At 64.0% G+C, this 20,803-nt stretch carries 19 protein-coding genes and 1 pseudogene; 10 read left to right on the top strand and 10 right to left on the bottom strand.

The window, feature by feature from the left end:
* Nucleotides 1–282 precede the first annotated feature (282 nt).
* Nucleotides 283–927 carry a trimeric intracellular cation channel family protein gene (locus QX073_RS03360; RefSeq protein ID WP_316225305.1) on the bottom strand — a complete coding sequence of 215 codons (645 nt, stop codon included), beginning with the start codon at nucleotides 925–927 and terminating at the stop codon, nucleotides 283–285.
* 149 nt (nucleotides 928–1,076) lie between these two features.
* Here QX073_RS03360 and QX073_RS03355 point away from each other — a divergent pair, with 149 nt between their 5' ends.
* Nucleotides 1,077–1,481: a hypothetical protein gene (locus tag QX073_RS03355; RefSeq protein WP_315827360.1), complete on the top strand. Its 405-nt coding sequence runs from the start codon at nucleotides 1,077–1,079 to the stop codon at nucleotides 1,479–1,481.
* A gap of 171 nt (nucleotides 1,482–1,652) precedes the next feature.
* Nucleotides 1,653–1,970: a hypothetical protein gene (locus tag QX073_RS03350; RefSeq protein WP_315714522.1), complete on the top strand. Its 318-nt coding sequence runs from the start codon at nucleotides 1,653–1,655 to the stop codon at nucleotides 1,968–1,970.
* Between the two features lie 102 nt (nucleotides 1,971–2,072).
* Here the strand turns inward: QX073_RS03350 and QX073_RS03345 are convergent, their stop codons facing one another.
* A complete protein-coding gene (locus QX073_RS03345; RefSeq protein ID WP_316185894.1) occupies nucleotides 2,073–2,891 on the bottom strand; it encodes an isocitrate lyase/phosphoenolpyruvate mutase family protein in 819 nt (272 codons plus the stop codon).
* 46 nt (nucleotides 2,892–2,937) lie between these two features.
* On the bottom strand, nucleotides 2,938–3,252 hold the full coding sequence (locus QX073_RS03340; protein WP_315714524.1) for an NIPSNAP family protein: 315 nt from the start codon (nucleotides 3,250–3,252) through the stop codon (nucleotides 2,938–2,940).
* Nucleotides 3,253–3,327: 75 nt separating this feature from the next.
* On the opposite strand from QX073_RS03340, the gene QX073_RS03335 reads away from it, so the two are divergent.
* A complete protein-coding gene (locus tag QX073_RS03335; RefSeq protein WP_315749664.1) occupies nucleotides 3,328–4,026 on the top strand; it encodes a winged helix-turn-helix domain-containing protein in 699 nt (232 codons plus the stop codon).
* Between the two features lie 111 nt (nucleotides 4,027–4,137).
* A pseudogene (locus tag QX073_RS03330) lies at nucleotides 4,138–5,162 on the top strand (alpha/beta fold hydrolase).
* A gap of 98 nt (nucleotides 5,163–5,260) precedes the next feature.
* On the opposite strand, the gene QX073_RS03325 reads toward QX073_RS03330, so the two are convergent.
* Entirely contained in the window at nucleotides 5,261–5,608 is a 348-nt protein-coding gene (locus QX073_RS03325; RefSeq protein ID WP_316164578.1) for a hypothetical protein, read from the bottom strand.
* A 1,563-nt stretch (nucleotides 5,609–7,171) separates the two neighbouring features.
* On the opposite strand from QX073_RS03325, the gene QX073_RS03320 reads away from it, so the two are divergent.
* The 4 genes from QX073_RS03320 to QX073_RS03305 all read left to right on the top strand — a co-directional run bounded on the left by QX073_RS03320 (nucleotide 7,172) and on the right by QX073_RS03305 (nucleotide 10,262).
* Nucleotides 7,172–7,870 carry an N-acetylmuramoyl-L-alanine amidase gene (locus tag QX073_RS03320; RefSeq protein ID WP_316225304.1) on the top strand — a complete coding sequence of 233 codons (699 nt, stop codon included), beginning with the start codon at nucleotides 7,172–7,174 and terminating at the stop codon, nucleotides 7,868–7,870.
* Between the two features lie 555 nt (nucleotides 7,871–8,425).
* Nucleotides 8,426–8,779 carry a hypothetical protein gene (locus QX073_RS03315; protein WP_315749656.1) on the top strand — a complete coding sequence of 118 codons (354 nt, stop codon included), beginning with the start codon at nucleotides 8,426–8,428 and terminating at the stop codon, nucleotides 8,777–8,779.
* Nucleotides 8,780–8,795: 16 nt separating this feature from the next.
* Entirely contained in the window at nucleotides 8,796–9,521 is a 726-nt protein-coding gene (locus QX073_RS03310; protein ID WP_315749654.1) for a hypothetical protein, read from the top strand.
* 114 nt (nucleotides 9,522–9,635) lie between these two features.
* Nucleotides 9,636–10,262, top strand: a complete 627-nt coding sequence (locus tag QX073_RS03305; RefSeq protein ID WP_315749652.1) for a peptidoglycan recognition family protein — start codon at nucleotides 9,636–9,638, stop codon at nucleotides 10,260–10,262.
* A 356-nt stretch (nucleotides 10,263–10,618) separates the two neighbouring features.
* Here the strand turns inward: QX073_RS03305 and QX073_RS03300 are convergent, their stop codons facing one another.
* The 4 genes from QX073_RS03300 to QX073_RS03285 all read right to left on the bottom strand — a co-directional run bounded on the left by QX073_RS03300 (nucleotide 10,619) and on the right by QX073_RS03285 (nucleotide 14,121).
* Entirely contained in the window at nucleotides 10,619–10,939 is a 321-nt protein-coding gene (locus tag QX073_RS03300) for a hypothetical protein (RefSeq protein WP_315827353.1), read from the bottom strand.
* A gap of 56 nt (nucleotides 10,940–10,995) precedes the next feature.
* Complete coding sequence (locus QX073_RS03295; protein ID WP_316225303.1) at nucleotides 10,996–11,715, bottom strand: alpha/beta hydrolase; 720 nt, start codon at nucleotides 11,713–11,715, stop codon at nucleotides 10,996–10,998.
* A gap of 175 nt (nucleotides 11,716–11,890) precedes the next feature.
* Nucleotides 11,891–12,358, bottom strand: a complete 468-nt coding sequence (locus QX073_RS03290) for a hypothetical protein (protein WP_316225302.1) — start codon at nucleotides 12,356–12,358, stop codon at nucleotides 11,891–11,893.
* A gap of 230 nt (nucleotides 12,359–12,588) precedes the next feature.
* Nucleotides 12,589–14,121 (bottom strand): acyl-CoA carboxylase subunit beta, encoded by a 1,533-nt coding sequence (locus QX073_RS03285; RefSeq protein WP_009027335.1) that lies wholly within the window; start codon nucleotides 14,119–14,121, stop codon nucleotides 12,589–12,591.
* Between the two features lie 125 nt (nucleotides 14,122–14,246).
* Here QX073_RS03285 and QX073_RS03280 point away from each other — a divergent pair, with 125 nt between their 5' ends.
* Nucleotides 14,247–14,678, top strand: a complete 432-nt coding sequence (locus QX073_RS03280) for a DUF4260 domain-containing protein (protein WP_316225301.1) — start codon at nucleotides 14,247–14,249, stop codon at nucleotides 14,676–14,678.
* A 30-nt stretch (nucleotides 14,679–14,708) separates the two neighbouring features.
* On the opposite strand, the gene QX073_RS03275 is transcribed toward QX073_RS03280, so the two are convergent.
* A complete protein-coding gene (locus tag QX073_RS03275) occupies nucleotides 14,709–17,849 on the bottom strand; it encodes an efflux RND transporter permease subunit (protein WP_315749646.1) in 3,141 nt (1,046 codons plus the stop codon).
* 24 nt (nucleotides 17,850–17,873) lie between these two features.
* A complete protein-coding gene (locus QX073_RS03270) occupies nucleotides 17,874–19,055 on the bottom strand; it encodes an efflux RND transporter periplasmic adaptor subunit (protein ID WP_316192723.1) in 1,182 nt (393 codons plus the stop codon).
* Between the two features lie 738 nt (nucleotides 19,056–19,793).
* On the opposite strand from QX073_RS03270, the gene QX073_RS03260 reads away from it, so the two are divergent.
* Nucleotides 19,794–20,765 carry a dienelactone hydrolase family protein gene (locus QX073_RS03260; RefSeq protein WP_316225300.1) on the top strand — a complete coding sequence of 324 codons (972 nt, stop codon included), beginning with the start codon at nucleotides 19,794–19,796 and terminating at the stop codon, nucleotides 20,763–20,765.
* The last annotated feature ends 38 nt before the right edge of the window (nucleotides 20,766–20,803 follow it).

Here is a 20,803-nt window from a genome sequence, read left to right as displayed (position 1 = left end):
GGCTGCCGCCGGCCGGCGGAAGCGCGCGTTCTGCCAATCATTTATGTCTGCTTTTGAAGAATGCGCATCACAAATCTCGTCTGCGCAGGGCAGCCAACCGAAATCGCAATTTCGTGGCGGGAGCCGGCTGCGGCTTTTGCGGTTTGTGTCGAAAACGGCCACTGCCGCGAAATGGGATGATGCGCACCATGGCTTTGGCGGCTCGGCGGACGGTGACTGAACCGTAGTGGCCGGCACGATTCCGGCCCGAACGAATTGTGCGATGCGATAAGATCGCCTTCTTCAGCCCCGATCGTCGCCCGCAAATACGAAGCGCGGCATGTTCCATTTGTAGCGGATCGCGAGCAGCCGGAACGACAGTCCGAGCGCGAAGGTCAGCGCCGTCCACCATCCGCTGGCGATGCCGAGCGACAAGCCGGTCGCATAGACCAGGCCCGTGACGAGGGACACGCTGGCGTAGAGCTCGGCGCGAAACAGCAATGGCACGTCATTGCACAGGATGTCGCGCAGCACGCCGCCGGCGCAGCCCGTGATCATCCCGGCGACGATGACGATGCCGATCGGCACGCTCATCTGCCAGGCGATGTCGCAGCCCGTCATCGTGAACACGACGAGGCCGACCGCATCGAGAACGAGGAACGCCATGGTCAGCCTGTGAACCAGGCGCGCCATGGCGATCGTCACGAACGGCGCCAGCACGGTCAGCAGCAGCAAGGACGGCTGCTCGACCCAGGCAAGCGGATAGTGGCCGAGCAGCACGTCGCGCAAGGTGCCGCCGCCGAGCGCGGTGATCGCCCCCAACAAGCAGACGCCCATCCAGTCCATGCTGCGGCGTCCCGCCGCCAGCGCGGCCGTCATCGCCTGCGCCGCCAGCGCCACCCAGGTCAACAGATGCAACACGCTGTCACCGGGCGGCAGGTTCCACATCGAAGGCTCCAACAAAAGGACGGAGAATCGCAGTGCACGCGAGGCACCTTAGCGCGCGGTGCAACGGATCGACTGGGGATTTCGTAAGGTTTCGCGGAACAGAGCCGGGGCCCGACTGGTTGTCGGGTGACAATCGCAAGGAGGACATCATGGCCAACGAACGGCTCCCGAACGAACGCTATCCCGACGGCATGAACCGGCCGGACATGACGACTCGGCCCGGCATGCCCGGTGCCGACATGACCGGCGCCGACTACGAGCGCGCGGCGCGGACGGACAGCCAGCTGCAGCCCGATCCCGAGTTGAGGGAAGGCTCCGCCTCGACCGGCCGGATCGCAGCGTACGCCCTGGGCATCGCGATCCTGCTCGGCGCCGTGTTCTACGGGCTGAACAACATGTCGATGCGCAACGATCAGGCGAGCACTACGCCGGCCTCGCAATCCGCCTCGACCACCAAAGATAACACCTCGCCCGGCGTGACGACCGGCGCCGCGGGAGATCGCACCACACCGCCGCCGGCGGCCCCGAGCGACAAGCCCAACGCCGTCAAATAATCTCGCGGACGGCAATCAGCGGTCCCACTCCTGGGCGGCGGGTGAACAATCGCCCGCCGCCGTTTTTTGGCGAGTCCTCCAACAAATTACGCGGCGCGTGCGAGGGCCGCCATGGAACCATAGCAGCGCGAACCGATTGGCTCATTGACACTCTCACCCAGGAGATACGTAATGAAAGCTCTCTCCATAGCTATCGCAGCCGCGGCAAGCACGCTGGCCGTGACCGCCGCTTCGGCGGCACCGATCTCTCCCGCAGCCTCGGCGGTCCCGCAACGAGACATCCAGAACGTCCGGATGGTCTGTAACGAGGAAGGCCGCTGTTGGCGCGAGCGCAGTGAACGCCGCGTCATCATTCAAGGCGAAGATCGCGATTCCTACGCGTACGCTCCGCGTGAGCGCTACATCGAGCGGCGCGGCTACGAAGACCGCGGCGGCATCGGCTTCCGCGCCCCGGGCGTCAGCGTCGGCATCGGAACGGATCGCTACTAAGCGATTTCAGCAAATCAGACTGAAAAGCCGCGGCAGAGTCCGCGGCTTTTCTACAGGCGGATGAGATCAGAATCTGCGGGAGGACGGGCGCGCAGCCTGATCTCAACCGAAGAGCTTGTTCAGCTCGCCCCCGGGATAGCCATTGGCCAGTTCGGTGAAGGTGCCCTGCTCGGCCATCTCCTTGGCCGCCCGGACGAAGCCGGCCCAGGCCACCCGCGCCAGCGAACCGCCGACGCTGATGCGGCGCACGCCGAGCTCGGCGGCCTGGCTCAATGACAGACCCGACGCGCCGATCAGCAGGTTCACAGGCTTGGGCGCCACCGCTTTGACGACAGCCGTGATCTCCTCGACCGTCTTGATCCCCGGAGCGTACAGACAATCCGCGCCGGCCTCGGCATAGGCCGCGAGGCGGTCGGTCACGAGCTTGAGGTCGGGCTTGCCCCAGAGAAACGCCTCGCAGCGGCCGGTCAGCAGCACGTCCCCACCGCTTGCATCGATCGCCTGACGTGCGGCGCGGATGCGCGTAACCGCCAGTTCGCGCGCGTAGAGCGGATCATCCTTGTCACCCGTGGAGTCCTCGATCGACAGACCGGCGACGCCGGTGGCGACCGCGCGCGTGACGTTGGCGGCCACGCCCTCGGGGGCATCGGCGAAGCCGCCCTCGAAATCGGCGTTGACGGGAATGTCGACCGCCGCGGACAGCGCCTCCAGATGCGCGAGCATCTCGTCGAGCGTCGTGCCGGTGTCCGCCTTGCCGATCGACCACGCGAAGCCGGCGCTGGTCGAGGCGACCGCGTTGAAGCCGAGATGTTGCAGCATTTTGGCCGTGCCGGCATCGAACGGGTTCGGCAGCACGAAGCAGCCGGCCTCGTGCAGCTTGCGAAAGGCCGCGCGCTTGTCCGCCGTGTTGATCAACGTCATGTCATCCTCCCATGCATCCTCGCGTTGCGGCAGCATAGAGCCGCGATCATTGCGCCGCCACGACGTTGCGCAAGAATGTTCGCTCTTCGCCCCGAATGAGCTTGTGCTCCTCGGCCAGCGCAAAGTTCGCCCGGCCCTCGGCATCGCCGCGCAAGGCTGCGCGATAGCGCTCGTAAGCTGCGAGACTGTCGAATGAAATCAGGCCGTAGGCGATGTCGTTGGTGCCTTCATGAGGCATGAAATAGCCGATCAGGTCGCCGCCGCAACGGGGGATGATCGACAGCCAGCGCCTGGCATAGGCCTCGAACACGTCGCGCTTGAACGGATCGATGCGATAGCGGATGAAGACGGTGATGGTCATGACAACCTCCGGTGAGTTCTGTATCGTCGACACTATCCGCTTGCCGGGCGAGAATGCTTCGGCTAGCATCGAAGTATGAAATCAGGTCCGGACATTGCGATGGTGGCGGCGCTGGTCGGCGATCCCGCCCGCGCCAACATGCTGACTGCGCTGCTCTCGGGCCGTGCGCTGACCGCGACCGAGCTCGCCCAGGAAGCGGGCGTGACGCCGCAGACGGCGAGCTCGCATCTTGCCAAGCTCGAAGGCGGCGGCCTGGTCGAGCCGGAGAAGCAGGGCCGCCACCGCTACTACCGGCTCGCCGATCCCGATGTCGCCGACGTGCTGGAGAAGCTCGCCGGCCTTGCCGCGCGCGCCGGCCACATGCGGGTGCGCACCGGGCCGAAGGAGCCGGAGCTGCGGCGAGCACGCATCTGCTACGACCATCTCGCCGGCGATCTCGGCGTGCAGATGCTCGACAGCATGACGCGGCAGAAGCTGGTCCGCCGGCGCAAGCAGGAGATCGTGCTGACCGAGGACGGCAAACATTTCCTGTCGCAGCATTTGCGGATCTCGCCGGAAATGCTGGCGCATCCGCGCCGGCCCGTGTGCAAGGCCTGCCTCGACTGGAGCGCGCGGCGGCATCATCTCGCCGGCACGCTCGGCGCAGCGTTGATGAAGCGCTTCACCGAGCTGAAATGGGCGGCGCGCGATGCCACCCCAGGCAGTCGCGTGGTCAATTTCAGCCGCGCCGGGGAAAAGCATTTCGCGGCGCTGTTCGGTCCGGCCGAAGACTGACGATCACGCGCTCTTTATCGCAGCGTGGCCCTCGTGCCTTGCGGCCAAGGCGAACGCGGGGCACGGCGTGACGGTTGACGACCATCTCGTCACGTCCGTCGTGGAGTGTTCATGTCGCGTTTCGCTGTCGCCTTCTGTGCCGCCCTGCTCGCCCTCGCCCCGACTGTCGCCCCGGCGGCGGAGGCACCGCGCGAGCCCTATGGCATCAATCTCGAAGGTTTCCCCTATCCGTATCCGGTCGGCCTGCTGCCCCTGGTCAATGACGGCGAGCAGCTGCGCATGGCCTATATGGATGTGGCGCCGCCTATATGGATGTGGCGCCGGCGCAGCCGAACGGCCGCGTTGCCCTGCTGCTGCACGGCCGCAACTTCCCCTCGAGCTACTGGGCGCCCGTGATCAAGACACTGACCGACGCCGGCTTCCGCGTCGTGGTGCCCGACCAGGTCGGCTTCGGCAAATCATCCAAGCCTGCAGGCGAGCTGCATTTCGACGCGCTGGCGCGCAACACCATGACGCTGCTCGATCACCTCGGCATCGCCAAGGCGGATATCGTCGCGCATTCGATGGGCGGCATGCTGGCCGTGCGCATCGCCCGCGCCTATCCCGACCGCGTCGCGCATCTCGTGCTGACCGCGCCGATCGGGCTCGAGGACTATCGCGTCTACGTGCCGCCGATCCCGTCGGAAAAGATCATCGAGAGTGAGGACCGGCTGACGGCGGACGGCTATCGCAAGCAGCTGGAGACCAACTACGCGCTGAAGCTGCCGCCGGAGCAGGTCACGCCGTTCATCGATGCACGCTTCAACCTGAAGCAAAGCGCCGACTATTCGCGCTGGCTGAAGAGCTTCGTCAGCTCCTATCAGATGATCTACCGCGAGCCGGTGGTGCACGAGATCCCGCTGCTGGCGCAGCCGACGCTGTTCATCATGGGCGCGGACGATCACAACGCGCCGGGACGGCCCAACGCGCCCGAGGCCTTGAGAGCGAAGATGGGCCAGAACGCCGAGCTGGCAAAGGGCCTGGCCAGCCGGATGGGCGATGCGCGCGCCGAGGTGGTCGCCAATGCCGGCCACCTCGTCTTCCTCGATGCGCCGCAGACGTACGACCGGCTGCTGCTGGACTTCCTCGGCAGGTGAAAGCAAACAATGAGCGACAGGGATCGCGCCACGCCGACCCCTGCCGTGTTGCGGTCACACGCCAGAAACTGCGCTTTCTCGCAATGCGGCTGCGCCGATCACCAATGGTGGCGGCGATGCCAATGGCGGTGCCAGTGCCGATGATGGTGGCGCCAGCCCCAATGACGGCGCCGCCAACCCCAATGCCGCCGGCGCCAGCCCCAATGGTGTCCGTGACCATGGTGTCCGTGATGCCCCCAGCGAACCTGCTCCGGCGCGAGCCGGTCGGCCTCATCCTGCGAACCGACCGCGGGCTCGACGTGCTGATCCCTGGCTGAAGGCGCCGCCTCGTTCAGCGGCAATGGCGCGAGCGGCGCAGCGACCGCATCGGTGGTGCGGAGCACGGCGCCGGCCGCCGCCGTGCAGCCGAACCCCAATGCCAGCTTGAGGAAGTTCCGTCGTTCCATCGCACGCCTCCATGATGCACGAGCCAGGGCATGAAGGGAGTATTCGACCCATCACCTGAACGTGAGCTGAACTTAGTCGATCACAGCCAAATGGCGCGCACATGATACCATCGACACGTCGTCCCCGTGATCCGAAAGGGCTTCTTCCGGCGGCACCGAGCATGCGTCGACCGTCTGCGCCAGCACGACCTCGCGCGCATACGCGTCACACCCGGCCGATCGCGATTGAAGTCCGCGATCAGCCGCGACATCTCACGCCGCCGATCGCGCGCTCCACCGCGGCGCCATCGTCGAGCGGCGCGGCTGACGGCGGTGCAGCGGCCGACGAGGTTGCAACGAGTGCGACGCTTGCGGCGACCATACACCCCAATGCCATAGCCACGTGCGGAAAGCCCCGACGTTCAATGTTGCCGACTACGATTCAGGACGACGCTCGTGAGTGAACGCTTGAATAGGCGGAGAACTACGCGTTCGGATGACCAGCACGTAACGATCGGACATGGCGCGGCAATAATGATCCGGCCTCGGGAGGAGCGTACGCGGTCCAGTCGAGTATGGCTTGATCAGCCGCTGGCGAGCGGATTAGACTGAGCACCCGAATTGAAGAAACGTTCAGAGCAAGCAGTGTTTTATCGTGCCATTACCTTGGTGTTGTTGAGCTCCCTAGCCTCAGCCGTCGGCGCTCAGGCGCAGGGCGATCCAACACAGATTTTCAACGGCGTGTGGGTGGCAGTTAACCCGCCGGGACCGCACGTCGTGTTTAATACGATCAGCCTGGGTCAAAGAGAGGCTAGTTTGCCGATACTAGGCCAAGCCACGATAGGTCCATCCAATGGAGAAGACGGATCAAATTTCCGAATCTCGGGCCCAGGGTTCACCTGCTTCTACCTAATACTCACCACCAACCAGCGGACAAGAATGGTCTGGGAGCTGAAGAGCGGTGGGGACGTCTGTTTCAAGTCAGCTGCTTTCGAGCAAGCCGATAGCCCGGTACCAGTACCGGCACCGGCACCGACACCGTTACCGCCACCTCCACCGCCTCGCCCCCCCGTCTCTCCGAGCTTCTCCTGCTCCGCGCGTTTGAATGAGGCGGAACGAACTGTCTGTTCAGACAGCGGCCTAGCTCAGCTCGATCAAAATCTTGACGCTTTGTATACATCGGCTCAGGCTTACGCTCGCAGCAACGGTGACGCAGCCAGCTCTTCACGACTGGCTGCAACCGAGAAGAGTTGGTTGTCCAACGATCGAAATGCCTGTGCTACGAATATAACTTGCTTGGCGAGCGCCTACTCGAGGCGGATTTCCCAGTTGAAAGCCTGCTTATCTCGGCTTCGCAGTGGTGACGGCTGCTAACAGTTCCCTCGAACACAACCGTATGATTGATCGGATCGGTCTCCATCGACAAGTGCATTAGAAGCGGTGCTTTGGACCGGGGCCTCCATGCGAGCATTATCTTGCCTTCGAGCTGTCCTTCTCGCGAGCAGCCTTAGCAGTATCGCTCTGATACCGACCGCAGCATCACAGTCAGCGTCTGCGCCGCACTGCACATCGATCGCGAAGGTTATGCTGGACGTCGGCCACACGCCTGAGCAACCCGGAGCGACTAGCGCGCGCGGCGTGCCGGAGTTTGAGTTCAACCTCAAACTCGCTCGCAGGGTTTCATTGGAACTTGCAAGGTCGGGATACCTTGTGAGCGTGCTGGTCGTACACGGCATAGGTCAAGATCAGCTACTCAACCGCGTCGCCCAGGCAAAGCGCTATTCTCCAACTCTATTTATCTCCATTCATCACGATTCAGTTCAGCCGCTATTCATCCATGAATGGAGCTTCGCCGGACGAGCAAACCATTACAGCGACGAATTTTCCGGCTTTTCGATCTTCCTGTCTGAGCTCACTCCCAAGTTTGCCGAAAGCTTAGCGGCTGCCCAGATTTTGGCAGATGAACTGATCAGGCAAGGACTGCGGCCTTCGTTGCACCATGCGATGAAGATTCCCGGTGAAGGGCGAAAACTCATTGATCGGCAGCGCGGGATCTATCTGAATGATCGGTTAGCCGTGCTGAAGGAAGCTTTCTATCCGGCTCTGCTCCTTGAGGCGGGCGTGATCGTCAACCGAGCGGACGAAATCAATCTTCAAACGGAGACAATGCAGGCTCAAATAGCGCAAGCAATCACTCAAACCGTCAGCAGACGTTTTTGCGGGACCAATGGATCAAAAGCCCCGCCGGGACTGCTCGATGGACACGATTCAGAACGGAAGTAGCCCCAGTCGCTTAGGGCTCCACCCGCCGGTAATCGCCTGCCGCGGCTCTACAGGCCACGTCCGGCCCACCTGTACGGAACGAGAGATTTAGTCCTTCACCGGCAAAAGCATACCGGTAGGCACACCTAAAGCGTGGCCCGACCAGGCAAATATTCGCGCCGCCATCGGCACACCTCTCGACCGATCCGACTCCGTTGAAAACGGTTGCCGCCCCGGAAAACGAAATGTTCAAATCACCATTTGACAGAAAGCGAATATTGTCTCCGGATCCACTCTTGAGCCAGTTGCCGAGCAACCGACCATCGAGAAGGCCTTGAGTTTGCGCTTGGGCTTGAGGCAGGAAAAAGGCTGCGCAGAGGCCGGCCACCAGAAGCTTCGAAGAGAAATCACTCTTCCATACCCTAACTATCAACATACTATCCCCCTCTGCCCTTATTCCGTGCTCAGTCCGGGCCTCGTCAAAACACTGGAAATCCTAATGCAGTGGTTGTAGCCTTGGCAATGCCGCGCATACGGCTTTTTGACCTTAGTATATTAACCTGAAGGGGAAGCGCAATGCGCTGTTTTTTGATAGCTCTTGGGTACCTCCTTGTTTTTGCAACCGCTAACGCTCGGGCGGACGCGCTGGACATTTTCAACGGCGTTTGGGTTTCGGTCAATCCGCCCGGTCCGCACTTCATCTTCAACAAGGTGGGCCTCAACTCTCGTGAAGCCAGCCTTCCTGTCTTAGGACAGGCGGCCATCCGAGTTTCAAACGGCGAGAACGGGTCGAACTTCCTAGTCTCCGGCGAGGGCTTTTCGTGTCAATACTTCGTCGGCAAGATAAACAATAGCGAGATGACCTGGGAACTCAAAGGCGGCTCCTCGGTGTGTTTCCCATCTGCGCATTTCAAGAAAGATCCTCCCTAGCGCGGAGCAGTGAGCGATGCGCGTTCCCGTCTTTCTCGTTGCCGGGGTGACGAGCGTATCATTGGCTTTCTCGACAAATGCGCTCGCCGACGATGCCTTACAAATGTTCGATGGCGTGTGGGTTTCGATCAGTCCGCCTGGACCGCACATCGTCTTCAACAAGATTGGTCAGACGCGCGAAGCTAGCTTACCCAATCTCGGTCAGGCCTCCATCACGAGTTCAAGGGGCGAGAGCGGATCGAACTATCAGATCGCTGGCGCTGGATTTACCTGTTACTACCTCATTCTTACTACGAATGCTCAAGCCAAGATGGTATGGGAGTTGAAGAGTGGCTCAAGCCCTTGCTTCGCAAATGCCGTCTTTGAAAGGGCCGACTCTGAAAATGAGAAGGCCAACTCGAGTGCCCGACCTGCAACGGCGATGGCACCCGCTGCTCTTCAGGCGCCCAACGCAGCTTTAGCACCCAGCCCTACGCAGCCGAACCCGCCCTCAGAAGGGGGCCGCAGGTGCGGCTACTACGCGATAGCATATTGTTCCGAAGATCTGAGTGTCGCCCGCGGAATCAGCGGTGCGCTTCAAGCACAACTCATCGACACAAATGCTCGTAATTACTATCCTAACTTCCGCGCCGGCTGGTACTGTGTCGGAGTCGGCCCGCTGAACAGGGACACAGCCCAGAGCGCCGCACAAGGATACAAGCAGCGCGGCTATCCAACAGCATACTTTAAGAATAGCTGCTGAAGCGCGCCTAACTTTGGTGCCGATCGTCCAGCTTGGGCCGCCCTGACCATTGTCCAGGCATTCCTAATAGCACCCGGATACGCTCTATTCGACTTCAGACCCGAAGGAATGGCCATGGGGAAGCAGCTCGTTTTGTTACTCGCCCTCGCTGCAACCCTTTCGAATTGCAGCGCGACCGGTACCGAGCGGTCCTTTGCTGACCGAAACCCCGATGTTCAGGGCGTGCAGCCGGAGATCGTGTCGCGCGAACAATGGGGAGCGAAACCGGCAAATGGTGGAATGACAGCCCAGACTGTAATTGGCATAATTATACATCATACGGGGGTTCGCAGTAACAACTCGACGAGCATCGAGGCGAAGATGCGCGGCTTGCAGGCATTCTCGCAATCGCCAGGTCGAGTCTCACCATCAAAGTCAAAACCATCCTGGCCCGATGTACCTTATCATTTCTACATCGACGCAAGGGGCTCCATCGCTGAGGGACGGGATGTAAGGTTCGCCGGTGACACTAATACGGGCTACGATCCTAGAGGTTACATTCAGATTGCTGTCGAGGGTGACTTCGAACATGAAGTGGTACGCCCAGGGCAAAGAGAAGCATTGCGAGGCCTATTGAAGTGGCTCTTAATTCGTTGGAATCTTCCAACGTCCAGCGTCACCATCCACAAACTTCATGCCCCTACCGACTGTCCCGGGCGGAACTTGATACCCGAAATAGAAGCAATCCTGAAGGAGATATAGACCGGTTGAAGATTTTGCTGGCGGGCCTCGACCGCGTGAGACCATCATTTCCGAAAGCGCCGAGAGCATCCAGCACCGGCCTTACGAGTTGGGTGAAATACGCTATTGTCCAAGTGCGCATTGTCCGATTGCTTACGAACTGCGCAAAATGCGTTTCTTCGTCTTGGCTGAATTGTGCTTAGCTGCTCTTCTGGCCTCAGCCAAAGTGACGCCGTACGAGCGAGACAATTGCTAGATTGTTGAACACCTGGTCGGCCATTGTGCGGATGCTGAAGAAAATTCATCTCCGATTGCGAGCATTTGGTGGCCACTTGCGAATTGATGGCTACCGCAGCTCGATGAGAATGCACCCAAAGTCAAGAATCAACTGGAAATCCGTCCGCCAGTACGAAGCTCTCACGCGTCCGCGTCACGTCGGGCCAGTCGCGATTGAAGTCGGCGATCAGGCGCTTCATCTCGTCGCCGCCGACGGCGCGCTCCATCGCGTCGATGGCATCGAACTGATACATCGCCTGATGCACCGAGGGATCAGCGAGACTCCACATCCGCCACGCCTTGCGCACGCCAAAACTCCTGATCGCGTCGGGCAGATGAACGTCGCGATACCAGCGATCGAACTCATCGCGCCGGGCGGGATCAGGCAGGGTCGCGCGAACGACGAAAATGGCTGACGGCATCGAGTTTCCTCCGGACCATGTTGGTGTTGCCGCGGAGTCTACCTGCAATCGGCCGCTCAGCGAAACCCTGCGGCCAGGCCGACCACCTGCCCGTCGAGCCCGTTGAAGCCGTGATGGCCGCGCGCCTGACAGGGGTCCCCCGCCTCCGCGCCGCCCGACAGCCACTTCACCCGCGCGCGGCCGCCCGACCATCTGATGAATGGATCGACGCCCGCCGGCAGCGTGAACTTGCAGCCGTCACTGGTGTGATGAATGACCAGCGTCCGCGGCAAGGCGGAGGGCGAGCCAAGGATCGACATCACGTTCGAGGAGCTGCCGGACTCCGGGCTGAGGAAGCCCGAAGTCAGCACCAGCGCATCCGGCCGGGCACCGCGGGCAATGCCTTCCGCGGCGCGCAACGTGCCGCGGCTGGTCCCGATCACCGTCACCGGCCGCTTGATCGCGGCCATGTAGTCCACCGCGGCCTTCAAATCGGTGCTGGCGTCCGCGACCATGACGGCGAGCCCGCGGGCGGCATAGGCGTTGCGCGTGCGCACCAGCTGGTTGCCGAGCAGGCCGTGAATGTCGCCGCGATCGCCGACATTGATGGCGCCGTCGCCGCCGGGCAGCAGGATCACGCTGGCGCGCACCGAGGCCGGCCTGATCAGGGCGACGCGGGAGCCGCCGATCGTCACGGTCTCATCGGCGCCGGCGGCTTGAGCGGCGGCGGCCGATATCATCAGCGCCATGCAGATGCGCACGATCAAAAAACGCGACCTCGCCGTCGTCTCGATCATTGGAGCCTCCCCGCGCCGACTCGCGCGATGACGGGAGACTATCAGAATCAACGAGGCCCGGAGTGCCTAGGAGTCCGGGCCTCGTCACCTCGCGACCTCGCGCGAGCGAGGCCGGTCGGTATTTGATGAAATCTAGCGCCGGTTCACACGGGTCGCATTGAGCTGGCTCAAAACGTCAGTAGCAGCGGGTGATCGTGACGGAGTGATCGCCGCCGCGGCGTCCCGGCACCGTCACGGTCTGCATCGGGCAGCTCGACACATAGGGGCGATCCGACGGCACGACGTTCGGCGGAAAGCGGTGGACCCAGTCCCACGGGACGTCGTAGGTATAGGTGTAGCGCACATCGGCCGATGTGTGCTCGGGGATCTGCTGCGGCACGGGCTCGCCATAGCCGCCATAGGCGAACGCGGCGGCAGCCGGCAGATAGGAACGATAGCCGCGGTGGTGGTGACGGACGAAGGGCCGCACGCCAGGCGCCGGCGGGACGACCTGGCTTGCCCCCGCCTGACCGGCGGCCACGGGCGCAGCCACGGCAACGCCAGACCGGGCCGACGCGGCCTCGGAGGAGAACACCAGCGCGGCGGCGGCCGCGCAGACGACCAGAACTCTGGAATTCCGATATGCCGATGTTCTAACAGCCATGATACGCGACCCTACTCTTCTGACCCATCAGCGATCGACAAAGGCTAGGCCAGCGGCCCAGTTCCCGCAAACCCTTCGTTAAAGGTTAGTTAAGCCGTAAGCTTAACGCCAGGGGCGAAAACGGCGCAGATTGCCGCGCCGATCCGGCGGCAGCGCGCGGCGGCCGCCAGACTTCGTCAAATACGACGGCGACCCGCCGTGCGCCGCCCTCCCTGCTCTTCAACCGCCGCTCACAGCGGCAGATTGTCGTGCTTCTTGGCCGGCATCTCCATCTTCTTGTCACGCAGCATGGCGAGCGCACGGGCGATGCGGCGGCGGGTGGAGTGGGGCATGATGACGTCGTCGATGTAGCCACGCTCGGCAGCGATGAACGGCGACAGGAAGCGGTCCTCGTATTCCTTGGTGCGCGCGGCGATCTTCTCCGGATCCGCCATGTCGGCGCGGAAGATGATCTCGACGGCGCCCTTGGCGCCCATCACCGCAATCTGCGCCGTCGGCCAGGCGTAGTTCATGTCGGCGCCGATCTCCTTGGACGCCATGACGTCGAAGGCGCCGCCATAGGCCTTGCGGGTGATCACGGTGACGAGCGGCACCGTGCATTGCGAGTACGCGAACAACAGCTTGGCGCCATGCTTGATCAGGCCGCCATATTCCTGCGCGGTGCCCGGCAGAAAGCCCGGCACGTCGACGAAGGTGACGATCGGGATGTTGAAGGCGTCGCAGAAGCGGACGAAGCGCGCGGCCTTGCGCGAGGCGTCGCTGTCGAGCACGCCGGCCAGCACCATCGGCTGGTTGGCGACGAAGCCCACGGTGCGGCCGGCAATGCGGCCGAAGCCGGTGACGATGTTCTTGGCGAAGCCTTCCGCGATCTCGAAGAAGTCGCCCTCGTCGACGACCTTCAGGATCAGCTCCTTCATGTCGTAGGGCTTGTTCGGATTGTCCGGGATCAGCGTGTCGAGCGACATGTCGACACGCTCGATGTCGTCGAAGCTCGGCCATTCCGGCACCCCGTCGGAGTTGTTCGACGGCAGGAAGTCGATGAGGCGGCGCATCTGCAGCAGCGTCTCGACGTCGTTGTCGAAGGCGCCGTCGGCGATCGAGGAGCGCGTCGCATGCACCGAGGCACCGCCGAGCTCCTCCGCGGTCACGACCTCGTTGGTGACGGTCTTCACGACATCCGGGCCGGTCACGAACATGTAGCTGGTGTTCTTCACCATGAAGATGAAGTCGGTCATCGCCGGCGAATACACGTCGCCCCCGGCGCACGGGCCCATGATCACCGAGATCTGCGGGATCACGCCGGACGCCAGCACGTTGCGGCGGAACACGTAGGAATAGCCCGCGAGCGCCGCGACGCCCTCCTGGATGCGGGCGCCGCCGGCGTCATAGAGGCCGATGATCGGCGCCCTCGCCTTCATCGCCATGTCCTGCAGCTTGGTGATCTTCAGCGCGTGGGTCTCGGACAAAGAGCCGCCGAACACCGTGAAGTCCTTGGCGAACACAAAAGTCTTGCGGCCGTTGACGGTGCCCCAGCCGGTGACGACGCCATCGCCCGGGACCTTGGTCTTCTCCATCCCGAACTCGGTCGAACGGTGCTCGACGAACATGTCGAACTCCTCGAACGAGCCCTTGTCGAGCAGCAGCTCGATGCGCTCCCGCGCCGTCAGCTTGCCGCGTGCGTGCTGCGCCTCGATGCGCTTCTCGCCGCCGCCGAGCTTGGCGCCTTTGCGCCGCTCCTCGAGGGTGTCCAGGATGTCCTTCATGCGCTTCCCGCCCGTTCCCGATGTCGTGACTGTTGGCGGCCTTCTATCACGGCTATTTCGGAGCCGGAAAGCCGCTTTCGGCCGCGCCACCCCTCCTCCCACAGTTCGGAATTGGAAGCAGAATCATGGATATGGCCGCTCAACCGGATCTGGTCACTGAGCCTTCCGGCACATCCCATGGCGCCGTCCGTGGCGGCCCGCGCCTGCTGCTGCGGCTCGAAGGGCTGGCGCTGGCCGCCGGCGCAGCCGCCTTCTATGCCCACCAGGGCGGGTCGTGGTGGCTGTTCGCGGCGCTGTTTCTGGCCCCGGACACCAGCTTCGCGGCCTATCTCGGCGGACCGCGCGTCGGCGCGGTCGTCTACAATGCCGTCCACAGCACGCTGGCGCCCGCCGCCCTGCTCGCCCTCGGACTCCTGGCCGGACAACCGCTGGTCACGGCGATCGCGACCGTCTGGCTTGCCCATATCGGCGTCGACCGCCTCGCCGGCTACGGTTTGAAATACGCCGACGGCTTCGGCTTCACCCATCTCGGCCGGATCGGCCGGGCCGCAGCCTGATCGGACGGCGCGTCCCCTGCACGCCCCGGATCAGTGCGCGGCCGACGGCAGCTCCCGGTTCGGCGTCGCCGCGGCCGGCTTGTCGCGGGTGAAGAACCGGATCACCACGACGAAGAACACCGGCACCCAGAGCACCGCGAGGAAGGTCGCCGTGATCATGCCGCCGAGCACGCCCGTGCCCAGCGCCTGCTGGCTCGCGCCACTCGCCCCCGTGGCGATCACCAGCGGCACGACACCGAGGATGAAGGCCAGCGACGTCATGATGATCGGCCGGAAGCGCAGCTCGCAGGCGGTGACGGTGGCCTCGATCAGGGGCATCCCGCGCGCCCGCAGGTCCTTGGCGAACTCGATGATCAGGATCGCGTTCTTCGCCGACAGGCCGATGATGGTGATGACGCCAACGGTGAAATAGACGTCGTTCGGCAGGCCGCGCAGCCAGGCCGCGGCGACCGAGCCGATCAGGCCGAGCGGCACGGCGAGCATGACCGCGAACGGGATCGCCCAGCTCTCGTACAGCGCGGCGAGGCAGAGGAAGACGAACAGGATCGACAGCCCGAGCAGGAACGCGGCCTGCGATCCCGCAAGCTTCTCCTGCAGCGACTGGCCGGTCCAGGCGTAGCCGAAGCCCTTCGGCAAGGTGCCCATCAGCCGCTCCATCTCGGCGATCGCGTCGCCGGAGGTGTAGCCCGGCTTGGGATTGCCGGTGATGCGGACCGACGGGTAGCCGTCGAAGCCGACGACCTGGGTCGGCCCGACCACCCATGACAGGCGGGCGAAGGAGGAGAACGGCACCATCTCGCCGGCCGTGTTGCGCACGCTGTAGGTCAGCAGGTCCTCCGGCTTGAGGCGCTTGTCCTCATTGGCTTGCACGATCACGCGCTGCATGCGGCCGAGATTGAGGAAGTCGTTGATGTAGCTCGAGCCGAGGCTCGTCGACAGCGCGCCGTTGATGGCCGCGAAGGTCACGCCGAGCGCGGCCGCCTTGGCACGGTCGATCTCGAGACGGACCGAGGGCGCCGGCGGCAGCCCCTCGACGCTCAGCTTGCCGAGCACGGGCGAGTTCGCCGCGGCCGCAAACAGCGTATCCTTGGCCGCCATCAGCGCATCATAGCCGCGCTGCGAGCGATCCTGCAGGCGGAAACTGAAGCCGGAGGTGTTGCCGAGATTGTCGATCGGCGGCGGCGCCAGCACCGACACCTCGGCATCACGGATTTTCGCGAACTGCGGATTGAGCTTGGCGATCAGGGCGTCCGCGCTCTGGGCCTTGTTGCGCTCCGACCAGTCCTTCAGCGTCACGAAGGCCTGCGCGGTGTTGGCGCCCTGGCCGTAGAAGCTGAAGCCGGCGACGAACGACACCGTGTCGATGCCGGGCGTCGCGACCAGCTTCTCGTTGACCTCCTGCAAGATGTCGAGGGTCCGGTTGGCGCTGGCATCGGCGGGCGCCAGCACGTCGACCATGACGAAGCCCTGGTCGTCCACCGGCAGGAAGCCGCCGGGCATGCGCCAGAACGAATAGCCGAGCCCCGCCAGGATCAGTGCATAAACGATCATGAAGCGTCCGGCGCGCGCCACGATCCAGCGCGTCGCCTGGCTGTAGCGGTTGGTCGCCGCGGCAAAGCGGCGGTTGAACCAGCCGAAGAAGCCGCGTGCGGCGTGGCCGTGCCCCTTCTCGATCGGCTTCAGCAGGGTCGCGCACAGCGCGGGCGTCAGCGACAGCGCGAGGAACGCCGAAAAGCCGATTGACACCACCATGGCGGCGGAGAACTGCTGATACATGATGCCGACCGAGCCCGGGAAGAAGGCCATCGGCACGAACACGGCCATCAGCACCAGCGTGATGCCGATCACCGCGCCGGTGATCTGATCCATCGCCTTGTCGGTCGCCTCGCGCGGCGGCAGCCCCTCTTCCGCCATGATGCGTTCGACGTTCTCGACCACGACGATGGCGTCGTCCACGAGGATGCCGATCGCGAGCACCATGCCGAACATCGTCAGCACGTTGATGGAGAACCCGAGCGCGAGCAGCACGCCGCAGGTGCCGAGCAGTGCGATCGGCACCACGATGGTCGGGATCAACGTGTAGCGGATGTTCTGCAGGAACAGGAACATCACCAGGAACACCAGCACGACGGCCTCGCCCAGCGTCATCAGCACCTTCTTGACGGAGGCCGCGATCACCGGGGTCACGTCGTAGGAGACTTCGTACTTCACGCCCGGGGGAAAGAACGCGGCAAGCTCCTCCATCCGCGCCTTGACCGCCTTGGAGGTGGCGAGCGCATTGCCGGCCGGCGCCAGTTGCACCGCGACCGAGGCGGCGGGCTTCCCGTTGAGCCAGGACGAGAACGCATAGGAGAGACCGCCGACCTCGATGCGCGCGACGTCCGCAAGCCGCACGGCCGAGCCATTCAGGTTGGCGCGCAGCACAATGTTGCCGAACTCCTCCGGCGACTCGAGCTGGCCCTTCACCAGCACGGTGTTCTGCACCCGCTGGCGGGTCGGCGACGGCTGCACGCCGAGCTGGCCGGAGGCGACCTGCGCGTTCTGCGCCGCGATCGCCTGATCGACGTCCTGCGGCGTGAGGCCGAGGCCGAGCAGCTTGTCGGGATCGAGCCAGATGCGCATCGCGCGCTCGGTGGCGAACAGCCGCGCACGGCCGACGCCGGGCAGCCGGCGCAGCTCGGGCAGCACGTAGCGCGTCGCGACGTCGCCGAGCCCGATCTCGTCGAGACTGCCGTCGGTCGAGGTCAAGGTGACGAATTGCAGGATGGCGCTGCTCGCCTCGAGAATGACGATGCCCTGCTGCCGCACCGCCTCGGGCAGGCGCGGCTCGATGCGCTTGATGCGGTTCTGGACGTCGACGGAGGCGAGGTCGATGTCGGTGCCCGGCTTGAACGAAGCGAGGATCTCGACCTCGCCGGTGGTGTCGCTGGTCGATTCGTAGTTCAGGATGCCGGCGGCGCCGTTCAGCTCCTCCTCGATCAGGCGCGTGACGCTGTAATACAGGTTCTCGGTCGACGCGCCGGGATAGGCGGTCGAAATCGAGATCGAGGGCGGCGCGATGATCGGATACTGCGCGACGGGCAGGAACGGAATCGACAGCACGCCGGCCAGGCAGATGAAGATCGCCACGACCCAGGCAAAGATCGGACGTGCGATGAAGAAGCGCGACATGACAACCTCCGGGCCGTGACTGCGTCAGTTCGAGGCGGACGGCTTGTCGGAGCCGGAAACCTTCCAGGGCACGGCTGTGACGGCACTGCCGGGCGCCACCTTCTGGACGCCGTCGACGACGACGCGCCAGCCGGGCTTGAGGCCATCCTCGATCAGGACGCCGGAGGCGAGCGTGCGCCCGGCACGTACCGGCTGAAGGGTGGCGCGGCCTTCGTCATTGACGACATAGACGGCGCTGCTGCCCGACGTCGTGCGCTGCACAGCCTGCGCCGGGACCACGATGCCGTTGGTATCGATCGCCTCCTCGATCTGCACCCGGACATACATACCGGGCAGCAGCTCGCCTTCGGGATTCGGAAACTCGCCGCGCAACGTCACCTTGGCGGTGCCCGGATCGACGCTGACGTCGGAGAACAGCAGGCGCCCTGCATGCTTGTAGATTGAGCCGTCGTCCAACACGAGGCGGACGCGCGCCGCGTCAGGCGCAACGCTCTTCAGCCGCCCTTCCGCGAGATCGCGCCGCAGTTCGTTCAGCTCGGCAACCGACTGGGTGAAGTCGGCATAGACCGGATCGAGCTGCTGGATGGTGGCGAGATGAGTCGTCTCGTTGGGATTGACCAGCGCGCCTTCGGTGACCAGCGCACGGCCGATGCGGCCGCTGATCGGCGCGCGCACCGTCGCCCAATCAAGATTGAGCTGCGCCTGCGCGACCGCGGCCTTCTGGGCCGCAACGTCGGCCTCGGCCTGGCGCTCGGAGGCAACCGCGAGCTCGTACTGCGCCTGGGACGTGGCCTGGCCGGTCAACAAGGTCTTGAGGCGGTCTTCCTGGCGATCGGCCTGATAGAGCACGGCCTCCGCCTTGGCGAGCGCAGCGCGAGCCTTGTCGAGCTCGACTTGGAACGGCGCCGGATCGATCCGGTACAGCACGGCGCCTGCCTCGACGAGCGCACCCTGCTCGAAGCTGCGCTCGACCACGATGCCGCTGACGCGCGGCCGCACCTCGGCGATCCGCATCGACGTGATCCGCCCCGGCAGGTTCTTGGTCAACGTCACCGGCGCCGCTTCGACCGTGATCACGCCGACCTCGGGCGGGCTCGACGCTTGGGAGGCACCGGAGCCGTCACGGTCGCTGCATGCTGCAAGCGTGAGAAACGAGACCGCACAGATCGTCGCGCCCGCCGAACGGATCAATTGCTCTCTCAGCATGAAGTCCATCTTGTTACGTCGCCGGCGCGCATGGATGCTGGACGATTATCGAGGACATCGGATCGCCGAGGATCCGCCGCCCGTCTTCCAGATCGTCGCTCACCAACTCGGCGCGTCGTATGCCACCGTCGCGAGCCGGCGAACGTTCGTGCGCTCCTCATAGGCGAACTGATAGCTGCAATCCAGAATTTTTCCGCAACATGCGGCGACTGCGACAACTGCGCACCATGTATCATCGCAGAAGTCTGCAAGGATGCTGGGCGATATGTCGCGCTTTGCTTCCCGGGCGTTGATGCGGAGTCCGAAAGGCACGAAGAATCCGCAACGACACCGAAAGGATAATGGATCACCCGCAAGTCGGATCACGCGACGCTGACGGTCGATGATCGCCTCGTCCTGATCACGTTACCGGGCGCAGAGGCCGCGATCGCCAAACGGTCGCACGAGCGCCGCGTGATCAGCATACCGCTCTCCGCCGGGCTGCCCGCCCGAGCAACGCACATGCCCCCTCGATCCGTTGTCCACCATGCATCTCACGGGATGGTTTGACAGCGCCATGATCGCTCGTTCTACTTGGTTGCAAAGCCGCGCCACAAGCGGCGAGCCAGGAGGACGGTCATGGAGCGACACCATGGTAGCGCGCCGTTGGCGCTTGCCGCGCGCGCCTGTTTCTGTCTCAGACGCGTATCGCAGACCACCGCTGGACCAGCGCGGCGTTCGGCAGCAACGGCGGTGGTCATGATGCTGCTCGCTGCACTCGGTCCTGGGCTCGGCGGCAGCGCGAGCGCGCAAGGCATCACCAAGGACGTGCCGGCCCGGGTCGAGATGTATCCGATCCCCTCGCTCACGCTATCTGACCGGCAGTTCCTCTCCGGCGACGACGGCGGCAAGCCGGTCACCGTCGTCGGCGAAATGCGCGTGGCGCAGGGCAGCGGCAGGCTGCCGGTGGTGGTGCTGATGCACGGCTCGGGCGGCGTCGGCGCCAACATCGCAGCCTGGAGCCGCACCTTCAATGCAATGGGGATCTCGACCTTCGCGATCGACGGCTTCACCGGGCGCGGCATCACCGCGACCAGCACCAACCAGGCCCAGCTCGGCCGGCTGAACCTGATCATGGACATCTATCGTGCGCTGGACGTGCTGGCGAAGCATCCGCGCGTCGATCCCGAGCGCATCGTGCTGATGGGCTTTTCACGCGGCGGACAGGCGGCGCTGTATGCGAGCCTCCAGCGCTTCCACAAGCGCTGGAACAATTCCGGGCTGCAATTTGCCGCCTACATCCCGTTCTATCCGGACTGCTCGACGACCTACCTCGGTGAGACCGACGTCGTGGCGCGGCCGATCCGGATCTTTCACGGCGGACCGGACGACTACAATCCGGTGCGGACCTGCAAGGCCTATGTCGAGCGGCTGAAGGCAGCGGGCCGCGACGTCGCGCTGACCGAATATCCGGACTCGCCGCACGGCTTCGATCTCGGCCTGCTCGGCGCCAACATGCTCGCCGTCGCGCCGAAGGCGCAGACCGTGCGCAACTGCCACATCAAGGAGAGCGACGGCGGGATGCTGATCAATGCCGACACGCAGCAGCCCTTCACCTATCAGGACGCCTGCGTCGAGTTCGATCCGCATGTCGGTGGCAACCCCGCCACCGCGGAGGCCGCCCGCCAGGCGGTGACGGATTTCCTGCGCGCACTGTTCAAACTGTCGTGAGCAAAAATAGAACGATTTGGATCAATTCTTGAGGTGAC

Origin of the sequence: Bradyrhizobium sp. SZCCHNS3052, assembly GCF_032484495.1 — a bacterium.
Lineage (GTDB): Bacteria > Pseudomonadota > Alphaproteobacteria > Rhizobiales > Xanthobacteraceae > Bradyrhizobium.
This window is presented reverse-complemented; position numbering and strand designations above follow the sequence as displayed.

Bases quoted from the DNA above. Each gene is read 5' to 3' on its own strand.
- QX073_RS03360 (WP_316225305.1), bottom strand. From the start codon at position 927: ATGTGGAACCTGCCGCCCGGTGACAGCGTGTTGCATCTGTTGACCTGG.
- QX073_RS03355 (WP_315827360.1), top strand. From the start codon at position 1,077: ATGGCCAACGAACGGCTCCCGAACGAACGCTATCCCGACGGCATGAAC.
- QX073_RS03350 (WP_315714522.1), top strand. From the start codon at position 1,653: ATGAAAGCTCTCTCCATAGCTATCGCAGCCGCGGCAAGCACGCTGGCC.
- QX073_RS03345 (WP_316185894.1), bottom strand. From the start codon at position 2,891: ATGACGTTGATCAACACGGCGGACAAGCGCGCGGCCTTTCGCAAGCTG.
- QX073_RS03340 (WP_315714524.1), bottom strand. From the start codon at position 3,252: ATGACCATCACCGTCTTCATCCGCTATCGCATCGATCCGTTCAAGCGC.
- QX073_RS03335 (WP_315749664.1), top strand. From the start codon at position 3,328: ATGAAATCAGGTCCGGACATTGCGATGGTGGCGGCGCTGGTCGGCGAT.
- QX073_RS03325 (WP_316164578.1), bottom strand. From the start codon at position 5,608: ATGGAACGACGGAACTTCCTCAAGCTGGCATTGGGGTTCGGCTGCACG.
- QX073_RS03320 (WP_316225304.1), top strand. From the start codon at position 7,172: ATGCTGGACGTCGGCCACACGCCTGAGCAACCCGGAGCGACTAGCGCG.
- QX073_RS03315 (WP_315749656.1), top strand. From the start codon at position 8,426: ATGCGCTGTTTTTTGATAGCTCTTGGGTACCTCCTTGTTTTTGCAACC.
- QX073_RS03310 (WP_315749654.1), top strand. From the start codon at position 8,796: ATGCGCGTTCCCGTCTTTCTCGTTGCCGGGGTGACGAGCGTATCATTG.
- QX073_RS03305 (WP_315749652.1), top strand. From the start codon at position 9,636: ATGGGGAAGCAGCTCGTTTTGTTACTCGCCCTCGCTGCAACCCTTTCG.
- QX073_RS03300 (WP_315827353.1), bottom strand. From the start codon at position 10,939: ATGCCGTCAGCCATTTTCGTCGTTCGCGCGACCCTGCCTGATCCCGCC.
- QX073_RS03295 (WP_316225303.1), bottom strand. From the start codon at position 11,715: ATGATCGAGACGACGGCGAGGTCGCGTTTTTTGATCGTGCGCATCTGC.
- QX073_RS03290 (WP_316225302.1), bottom strand. From the start codon at position 12,358: ATGGCTGTTAGAACATCGGCATATCGGAATTCCAGAGTTCTGGTCGTC.
- QX073_RS03285 (WP_009027335.1), bottom strand. From the start codon at position 14,121: ATGAAGGACATCCTGGACACCCTCGAGGAGCGGCGCAAAGGCGCCAAG.
- QX073_RS03280 (WP_316225301.1), top strand. From the start codon at position 14,247: ATGGATATGGCCGCTCAACCGGATCTGGTCACTGAGCCTTCCGGCACA.
- QX073_RS03275 (WP_315749646.1), bottom strand. From the start codon at position 17,849: ATGTCGCGCTTCTTCATCGCACGTCCGATCTTTGCCTGGGTCGTGGCG.
- QX073_RS03270 (WP_316192723.1), bottom strand. From the start codon at position 19,055: ATGCTGAGAGAGCAATTGATCCGTTCGGCGGGCGCGACGATCTGTGCG.
- QX073_RS03260 (WP_316225300.1), top strand. From the start codon at position 19,794: ATGATGCTGCTCGCTGCACTCGGTCCTGGGCTCGGCGGCAGCGCGAGC.